This is a genomic window from uncultured Campylobacter sp., from assembly GCF_938031315.1.
Lineage (GTDB): Bacteria > Campylobacterota > Campylobacteria > Campylobacterales > Campylobacteraceae > Campylobacter_B.
In genome coordinates, this window is record NZ_CALHHT010000451.1 from 1 (window position 1) to 8,303 (window position 8,303).

At 52.0% G+C, this 8,303-nt stretch carries 7 protein-coding genes and 1 pseudogene; 1 reads left to right on the forward strand and 7 read right to left on the reverse strand.

Annotated elements, in window-relative coordinates:
- A partial coding sequence (locus Q0236_RS11290) for an FAD-dependent oxidoreductase (protein ID WP_297918020.1) occupies positions 1-421 on the reverse strand: 421 nt, incomplete at its 3' end.
- Between the two features lie 139 nt (positions 422-560).
- Between Q0236_RS11290 and Q0236_RS11295 the strand changes: the two genes are divergently transcribed.
- The gene (locus tag Q0236_RS11295; RefSeq protein WP_297918024.1) at positions 561-1,472 is read left to right on the forward strand and encodes a LysR family transcriptional regulator; all 912 of its coding nucleotides are present in this window, start codon (positions 561-563) and stop codon (positions 1,470-1,472) included.
- Positions 1,473-1,809: 337 nt separating this feature from the next.
- Here the strand turns inward: Q0236_RS11295 and Q0236_RS11300 are convergent, their stop codons facing one another.
- From Q0236_RS11300 to Q0236_RS11325, 6 genes and pseudogenes are all read right to left on the reverse strand, one after another.
- Complete coding sequence (locus Q0236_RS11300; protein ID WP_297918027.1) at positions 1,810-3,945, reverse strand: hypothetical protein; 2,136 nt, start codon at positions 3,943-3,945, stop codon at positions 1,810-1,812.
- A complete protein-coding gene (locus tag Q0236_RS11305) occupies positions 3,938-4,465 on the reverse strand; it encodes an outer membrane lipoprotein carrier protein LolA (RefSeq protein WP_297918032.1) in 528 nt (175 codons plus the stop codon). Before Q0236_RS11305 ends, Q0236_RS11300 begins: the two co-directional genes overlap by 8 nt.
- 32 nt (positions 4,466-4,497) lie before the next feature.
- Positions 4,498-5,025 carry a thioesterase family protein gene (locus Q0236_RS11310; RefSeq protein ID WP_297918036.1) on the reverse strand — a complete coding sequence of 176 codons (528 nt, stop codon included), beginning with the start codon at positions 5,023-5,025 and terminating at the stop codon, positions 4,498-4,500.
- Complete coding sequence (locus Q0236_RS11315) at positions 5,012-6,136, reverse strand: hypothetical protein (RefSeq protein WP_297918039.1); 1,125 nt, start codon at positions 6,134-6,136, stop codon at positions 5,012-5,014. Before Q0236_RS11315 ends, Q0236_RS11310 begins: the two co-directional genes overlap by 14 nt.
- Positions 6,129-7,130 carry a glycosyltransferase family 2 protein gene (locus Q0236_RS11320; RefSeq protein ID WP_297918042.1) on the reverse strand — a complete coding sequence of 334 codons (1,002 nt, stop codon included), beginning with the start codon at positions 7,128-7,130 and terminating at the stop codon, positions 6,129-6,131. Before Q0236_RS11320 ends, Q0236_RS11315 begins: the two co-directional genes overlap by 8 nt.
- Positions 7,111-8,303, reverse strand: a pseudogene (locus Q0236_RS11325) (hypothetical protein); the annotation flags it as partial. The pseudogene Q0236_RS11325 and the gene Q0236_RS11320, both read right to left, overlap by 20 nt.

An 8,303-nucleotide genomic window follows, 5' to 3' on the forward strand; every position in this document is an offset into this window, starting at 1 on the left:
CGCCGCTATCGACGAGGAATTTAAACGCGTCCAAGCCGCGATCGGCTAGGGTGCTTAAAAGCTCAGGGTGGTTGATGCCAAGGCCTGCCTTTAAGCAGTCGTTCATAAATAGCTCTTTGCTGTCTTTGATACCCGTTTTTTCCTGCACGGGGTTCATCGGCACGCTCATACCGCCGCCGTTGATGACGGAGTTTCCGCCGATACGGCCCATCTTTTCGAGAATCAAGACTTTGTTGCCCTTTTCGGCTGCTTTTAAGCCCGCCGCAAGTCCCGCAAAACCGCTACCGATGATGATGACATCCCACTCTTCGTCAAATTTGACGTCCTTTGCGTCCACTGCGCTTGCTTGCGCATTTACCGCGCCGAGTGCGAGTGCACCGGCTCCTACCATACCCATTTTCAGTATGTCGCGTCTCTGCATATTGCTCCTTTACTTTGAAATCCCTTAATCTTAAAGATTAATATTGTAATTTTATATTAAATCTTTATGTAAGTCAAATGTTATTTGGTATATAATTTAATAGCTAAAGGCTATAAAATTTCAACCGAAGGGGCAAAAAATGAGCCTGCGACATATGGAATTTGCGGTAAAAATTTCGGAGCTTAAAAGCTTTACAAAAGCGGCGAGCGAGCTTGGAATCGCGCAGCCGTCGCTTTCAAAGAGCATTATGCTTTTAGAAAAGGAGCTCGGGATCGAAATTTTTGATAGAAAAAACGGCCTTGAGCTTACATACGCGGGCGAAATTTACATCGCCAGAGCGAAAAATATGCTTAGGCTCAATAAGGAGCTAAATAACGAAATACGCGGACTTTCGTCGATCAAGACGGGTAAGCTCGTAATCGGCGCGACCTCGACCAGCTTTAAATTTATCGAAAAGATCATCGCGATGTTTTATAGCAGGTTTTCCAAAGCCGACATTAGGGTTGTGCACGCTCACTCCGAACCCGCGCTCATCGAGATGCTAAAAAGCGGCGAGCTTGATGTCATCTATGCCGCGCACTTTGGCGAGCTTGCTGCAGAGGGGCTTGAGTGCGAGTTTATAAAAAAGCGCAGGCTGCTTCTAAGCGTCTGCTCCTCTCATCCTGCCGTTTCGCGAGCGAGTATAAATTCTACCGAGAAATACCCTAAAATCGCACTTAGCGAGTTCAAATCCGATAAATTTGCAATCAGCAGTAAAATTTTAAAAAGCGAGTCGAACTTTAAAAAAATATTCGAAAACGCGGGCTTTACGCCTCAAATTTTCTGCGACACCTCCTATCTGTACGTGGCTAACGCGATGGTCGCGGCGGGGCTTTGCGTCAGCTTCAGCTTCGCGCGGTACATTTTTGAGACGCAAAAAGACTACATCACGCTCTTTGACGTCGCGTATGAGCCGCTTTTGGACGTGTCGTTTTCGGTCGTGTATAAAAAACCATCCAAGCTCGCAAAGGAATTTATAAAGATGATAAAAGCGGGGAAAAACGGCGAGTAGGGCGAACCGGCGCGCAGATTTAAATTTAATAACGCGCCGTAAGGGTTTAAATTTAAAAATGCACTACATAGGTTCAAATTTAATAGCATGCTTCGAGACGCTGCGCCAAAGATCAACTTTTAAAATTTATCCCGCAACCTTGTTTTTTAAATTTCGGTTCGCAGCTTGCTTGGTCGAAATTTCATCTCGCGCTTCGATTAGTTAAATTTTATCTCGCGGCGCGCTAGGCTAAATTTTCATTCGTCGCGGCTACGTAAATTTACGGCACACTTTTTCATAAATTTTATCTGCAAGCGACGCAAATAGCGTCTATTTAGTACTTTCGGCTCCCGCTTGATTAGCTTTTCTTGCTCGCCGCTAAAATTTGCGCCAAGATCGCCGCTAGCGCGATATTTAGGCTGACGCAGAGCCCAAACAGCGTCACGGCTTTAGTGGAGCTGAAAGCGAGCGTGAAAAAGGAGATTATGCTGGTAAGAGACGCGAGCGTGATGCCGAAAATTTTATCGCTAAGCGCCATCTTATCGTTGTTTGCAAAGATCATATAGTCAATCCCCACGGCGCCAGAGAGGATCAGCGCAAAGATCGCAAAAATATTCACGCTCACGCCGAATGCGCTAAGCAGGGCGAGCACGGCCAAATTTGTCGCAAAAACGCAGATGACGATCAGCCACGCCGTCCGCGCGCCGAAAAACGCCCACAGCAGTGCGAGCGCGAGGGCGTATGCGGCACATTTTAGATACAAGGCGTTGATTTTGATCTGCGAAAACGCCTCGCTTATGGCGCTTCGCATGTTTAGATGCAGCGCGCCCATCTGCGCGGCAAGCTCGCTTACGGCAGCTTTATCGCGCACGCCGCGCAAAAAAGCGATATGCGGATCGATGCTCGGCATCGCGGCAAAAAGAACGGAGCTTCTCGCCTGCTCGTAGCTTAAAATAGGCGCATCTGCGATCTTGGCAAAGTTTGCGTCCACGAGCTCGCGACTAAGCCCGAGATTTAAAAATGCGCTTTTATCGTAGTTTGCAAAGGACTGCTTGATAAAGCTCTGCGTAGCGGGATCCAAAATCGGCGCGCCGGTGTATGAGTCTGCAAGACCGCGCGCCACGGCCTCTTTGGCTACCGCGCTCGCGTTGTTGCCCACGATCAGATCGAAGCTGGAGCCTCCGATGCTTGCGAGCTTGGCGCTCATCGCGATTAGGTTTTTATCCAAGCTCGCGTATTCGCTGACGTCGTCCTTAAGCTCCATTTTAAAATACAAAAACGCAAGCAGCGCCGCGCAAACTAGAATGAGCGCTTTTAGGCTTAGGTTTACCTTGCAAAGAGCCTTTGCGTAGAGTTCAAGAGCTTTTGCAAAGACCGGGGCGGGGCAAAATTCCGCCCCTTCAAGAAGTAGCGGCAGGGCGAAGTAGCTAAAACAAAACGCCCCCGCAAGTGCGGCTATGGCAAAGATCGCGATCTCTTTGAGCAGAAAAAACGGGCTGAATAAAAATACGAAGTAGCCTCCCGCGGTGATGAAAAACCCTAGAAGCAGGATGTTTCGCATGCTTTTTATCGAGCGAGCTTCGATGCGGCGCGAGATGTTTGCGCCGAGCCAGTGCACCGCGTAATCCAGCATCAGCCCGATTAGGCTCGTCGAAACCACGGCGCTTAGGATGTGGATCGAGCCGCGGATCGCCATCGTAGCTGCTACGCCGCAGGCAAGCCCGAAAAGTGCGGGCAGCAGCAGGCAGAAGATCCGTGCGCGCGAAAATGCCGCCAGCAGCAGCGCCGCGCACAGGCTAAGCGATACGGCGCCCGCTATGGAGCTCTCGCGCACGCCCGCGCTTTTGCCCAATGCGCTAAAAAGGGCGGTGCCTGAGATTAAAATTTTGCTCTTTTGCGCCTTGTGCACCAGCGCGCTAAGCGCGTCGTCGTTTGCTTTCGGAGCGAGTTTGGCCGTAGCGAGGTAGTGCGGCGCGCCGTCAATGATCGCGATGAAGCGGTTTTGCGCAGGATCGAGCTTAATCGCGCCGCGAGCGCCGAGGCGCGAGTGAAGGCTGAGTGAGAAAAAATCCTGCGAGAGGCCAAGCGGGCGAAATTTTGAGTAAAGCTCACGCGCGCTACGCTCAAAAAAAGCCTGCGGATCGCTTTTTAAAAGCTCTACGCTCGCATCGTCTAGCATCGCGGGCGCAAAGCGCGCAAGCTCGCTCTGATACACTCTCGCGTCCTTGACTTCGTAGATTATGCTTTCAAAAAGCCCGCTTTTTTGCATATCTGCAATGAACGCGTCAAAGCTCGCCTTCTCCGCGCTTGCGACGATGATTTGCCGCGCAATCTCGCGGTTGAAATCCTCGACGCTCTGTTTCTGCTCGCCCGAAATTTCGATGCCGCTTAGCTCGTAAAAATCGGAATTTACGCGGTTTAAATTTAGCGCTATAAAGGCGCAAAGCGCGATGAAAACCGCGCCGAATACCGCTAAAACCGCGCCCTTACTCATTTAAGCTCACGACGCCCGAAAATACGTTTTCGCTCACGTCGCCGTTAGCGCTACTGATCCGCAGCACCCTGACATAGGCGCCGCCCTCGATCACGATATTTTTAAAGATATTTTGCAGCATCCCTTTGGGGCTTAGCTCGGCGCGCCACGCATCTTTGCTGCCGCTTAGCGCGATCGAGAAATTTTTGCTAAGTCGCGCTACGTCCAGGCGCGAGATCGCCAAGAAGGTGTCCTTATCAAAAAGCGAATCGGCGCTTTTGACCCACGTCTCGCCGCTGCGCTCAAAAACGCCGTCTGCGCCGATTTTTAGCTCGCTTCGCACCGGCTCTAGCGTCGTCCAAAACAGCTCGCCGCCCTTGATCCTAAACTCGCCGCTGCTTCGCACGGGCTCGGCAAAGCCCTCGATGCTGAGCGTTTCGCTAAATTTGCCGCCGATATTGTCGGTCTTAAGCGCCAGATCGCTTACTTCAAGCGCGCTCGCAAGTCCCAAAATCGCTAAAAATAAAGCTAAAATTTTCATCGTAGTCCTTTAATTTTATACTCGCTAAAATTTCACTGCTCGCTATCGCCGGTTAAAATTTCATTCGCTGCGGCGTTTTTAGGGCGGTTTCGCTCGGGCGCGGCTTTGCTTGCCGATGAAATTTTATCTGCCGCTGAAATTTTACCCGCGGGATTTTTCTTTGCTAAAATTTTATCCGCGCACGCCCTTAACTGCGGCGGTATCTCATACAGCGTCCTTTTGGAATCAAGCTCCACCGCGGCTTGCGATGTGGTTGCCTTGGCTAGGAGTACGCCCGACGGGCTTTTGATGCGGTAGGAGAATTTTATAATCGTGTCGCATTCAAGCAGCTCGATGCTCACCGCAACCTCGTCGTCAAAAAGTATCGGCGCGATAAATTTAAACTCCATTTTGATAATGGGATATATAAATCCATCATCTCTCATCTGCATATATGTATAGCCCGCGTCGCGCCAAAACTCGCATCTAGCGTCCTCGCAGAGCTTTACGTAGTTGCCGTGCCACATCACGCCCATTGGATCGGCGTCGTAAAATCTGGCGCGAAATTTATACTCTTTCATTCCTCTCTCCGCTATGAAATTTTTCGTCTTGCGAGGCGGATTTTGCGGCGGCTAAATTTGAATTATCTAAATTTAGCGCAGTATCCGAGTCCGCCGTACTTTTCAAATTCGGCGCGGCGTTTGGACTTGCCGTATCTTTTAAATCCGCTGCGCCATTTAAATTTGACGCAGTATCCATGCTCGTCTCGCCGAAATTTTGCGCGCCGTCGTGCTTTGTATCGCTCGCGTCCTTCCCTTGCGCCCAAAAATCAAAGAAATTATACCATTGAGAAGGAAATTCTTTGGCATAAAGCTCCAGTTGCTGCACGTAGCTTTTAAGCGGCGCCGCTACAGATCGCGCCTTATCGCGGCTTTTTAGCGGCGCAGGCAGCGGTTGTAGCCGAAGCTCGTGGCCGCTGCGCCCCTCGTAGCACCATAGGCTAAATAGTGGCGCGTCCAAAATTTTGGCGAGCAGATAGCCGCCGATCGGGAAGTTCGCGCTGCGCCCTAAAAAATCCTCGCTTTGAAATTTATCTGAGCCCACCGGCATGCGATCGCCCATTATCGCGATGTGCTCGCCGTTTTGCAGCAGCTCTTTGATTTGCAGCATCTCGCCGATGCCGAGCTCGCCGACGTAGAGAATTTTCACGCCGCCGCCCATTTTTTCGATAAATTTCATAAAATTTTCGCTGTGTTTGCGAAAGATCAGCACGTTAATTTTTATCCCCGCCGTGCTTGCCGAAAGGGCGCGCGCGATCTCGGTGTTGCCGAAGTGCGAAGTGATTAAAATTTTACCCGTTCCGTCGCTTAAAAGCTCCTTCATGCCGCTTTGCACGCGAATTTGATCCAGCGCGATCTTGCCGTTCCAAACCGCGATTTTTTCGCACAGACTGAGGGAAAATTTATAAAAATTCGCGTAAATTTCGCGGAGCTTGGGTTCGCGATCGAGCGCGCGCCGCAAAAACTCCCTGATCGCGCGTCGCTCATTTTTAAGCAGCGCAAAATAGATCGCCGAGATGCAAAGCGCGGTGCCTCGCATGCAAAAATCAGGCGTGTGAAGCGTGATGAAGCGGGCTAAATTTAAAAGCGCCGCGCCCGCCTTTTCGTTGTTTTCGCTCCAGTGTTTAGCCATCGCGCCCGTCCTTTGCGGCGGCGCTCTGCTGCGATGCTTTTACGAGCGAGCTTTGCGCTGAATTTTCCGCCTGTGAGCTTTGCGCTGCGGCGTTGTCGCCGCATTTTTCGGTACCAGCTTTTTCGTTTGTGCCGCCGTCCATCTGCTCTTTCGTATCTTTACAACCATCGCGCCGCGCGCCGCTGCAAAGGTTTTGCCCCGCTAGCCCTTGCAAAATTTCGTCTGCGCGCCGCTGCGAAACATCCTGCAAGCCGCGCTTTTTAAATTTATCGCAGGCGCGTTTTAGCGCCCTTTTTGCAAGCCAAAGCGGAAGCCCGCAAAATAGCCTCGCGTGCATCAGCGAAATTCCAAAATTATCTCGAAACGGCGCGAAGTGGCTCACTCCGCCCGCTTCGTAGCGCACCGCCAGATCGAGCCATTTTATCTCTAGCCCCGCGCGCACGGCCAGGATTAAAATTTCGGCATCAAAGCCCATCCTGCGGCTTTTCGTGCGGGACAGAAGCGGCACGATCCCCTCTAGCGGGTAAATTCTAAAGCCGCACATCGCGTCTTTTATGCGGTGCGAGAGGGTATTTATCACGCACCAAAAATTCATTATCTTACGTCCGTGCAGGCGGGATTTGGGCGCGCTTTCGTCATACACTGGCGCGGCGCAGATCAGCGCGGCGGGCTGTTGCGCCGCAAGCGCCAAAAACTCCTCGCATCTGCTTACGTCGTGCTGAAAGTCTGCGTCGATCTGAAAGGCGTGCGTAAATCCAAGCTCCTTCGCCCACGCCAGCCCGTCGCACACGGCAGCGCCTTTGCCGCCGTTTTGCGCGCGGGTGTAAATTTGAGCCGCAAGCCCCTTTAGCGCGCTTTTGCTCGCTTCGTCGCTGCCGTCGTCCACGATCAGCACGGGCGCGATGGGCGCCAGGGCGTGCACGAGCTCGGCGATGCGCGCGGGGTGGTTGAAGTAGGGCAGTAAAAACGCGGGCTTAAAGGCAAATTCTTCCACTGGCGCAGACCTTGTCGTTTGAAATTTCAAAGCGGAGTTTGCCGCTTGCCTCGGTGATTTTGATCGAAATTTCATCGCCCGGGCGGATGAAATTTTTAAATTTTAAATTTTCTATCTTTTGCGTGCCGTCCAGCTCGTAGCCAAGGGCTTTTGCGCAGATCAATACGAAGCGAAGCTGCATAAACGCGGGCACCAGCGCAAATCGTGCAAAATGTCCGTCGAAATAAAAGTCGCTTGCACGCACCTTCGCGCGAAACTCATTCTCCGCGCTCCGCTCAAAAACCGGCACCTCGTAGCGCTGCAGGGCGCTTAAAAAGTCCTTTTTGCTTAGCTTTCCCTGCTCGTTAAAAGGCAGCTTGCTCGCGATTTTGAAGTAGCGCAAAATCGCGCCGAATTCAGGCTTCAAAAAGGCCTTCAGCTCATCCGTGACGCCCTTTTTGCCGCCTGCGCGAAACGCCTGCTCGCCGCGGCTGCTAAGCTTGATAAGAGCTACGGCGCGGTCGCGCTGCGGGTGCAGATCGATCCTGCATTCGCCGATAAATTCATGCGAGCGAAGCTTGGCTTCGAGCAGATCGAGGCTCACGCGGTTTTCGTTGATTTTGACGGTGCGGTCGCCGCGCCCCAAAAGCGTGATCTCATCTGCGCGCACATATCCGAAATCGCGGCTTTCGAAGCGCTCGCACCAAGGAGAGCTGATCGTAAACTCGCCCGTTTGCGAAAATTTGTCGGCGGGCTGCTTTGCCCCAAATTTATCGCAAAGCCCACTCGCTTGCGTAAATTTATCGTCGTGTTGTGTCGCAGAGCACGGTGTGGAGCTGTTTTCCTGGCTGGCTGCGGTTTTATCGCTAACGTCTGCATTAAATTTAGACGCCTGCTCGCCCGAGCGGTTTGTGTCTTGTCCGTCTGTATTTTGCCCGTCTGTATTTTGCTCGCCCACACAGCGCGTTTTAGGCTTTACCATAGAATTTTCGCCGCAAGAGCTTGCCGCAGGATCGGCAGTAGCGGGTAATGCCCCATTGCGTTTTGCCGCGCTGCTATCGATATCCGTGCGGATCTGCACGCTTACGGGAGCGAATTTTTTAAGCCCCGCGCCTTCGTTGCAAGCGATCACGCCCGTTTCGCTGGAGCCGTAAATATCGACGATGCGGGCACTGCTAAGCGCTCGCAAATTAT

What these genes read in the sequence shown, in the direction of transcription:
- Q0236_RS11315 (WP_297918039.1), bottom strand. Translation starts at nt 6,136, where the DNA reads ATGGCTAAACACTGGAGCGAAAACAACGAAAAGGCGGGCGCGGCGCTT.
- Q0236_RS11295 (WP_297918024.1), top strand. Translation starts at nt 561, where the DNA reads ATGAGCCTGCGACATATGGAATTTGCGGTAAAAATTTCGGAGCTTAAA.
- Q0236_RS11310 (WP_297918036.1), bottom strand. Translation starts at nt 5,025, where the DNA reads ATGAAAGAGTATAAATTTCGCGCCAGATTTTACGACGCCGATCCAATG.
- Q0236_RS11300 (WP_297918027.1), bottom strand. Translation starts at nt 3,945, where the DNA reads ATGAGTAAGGGCGCGGTTTTAGCGGTATTCGGCGCGGTTTTCATCGCG.
- Q0236_RS11305 (WP_297918032.1), bottom strand. Translation starts at nt 4,465, where the DNA reads ATGAAAATTTTAGCTTTATTTTTAGCGATTTTGGGACTTGCGAGCGCG.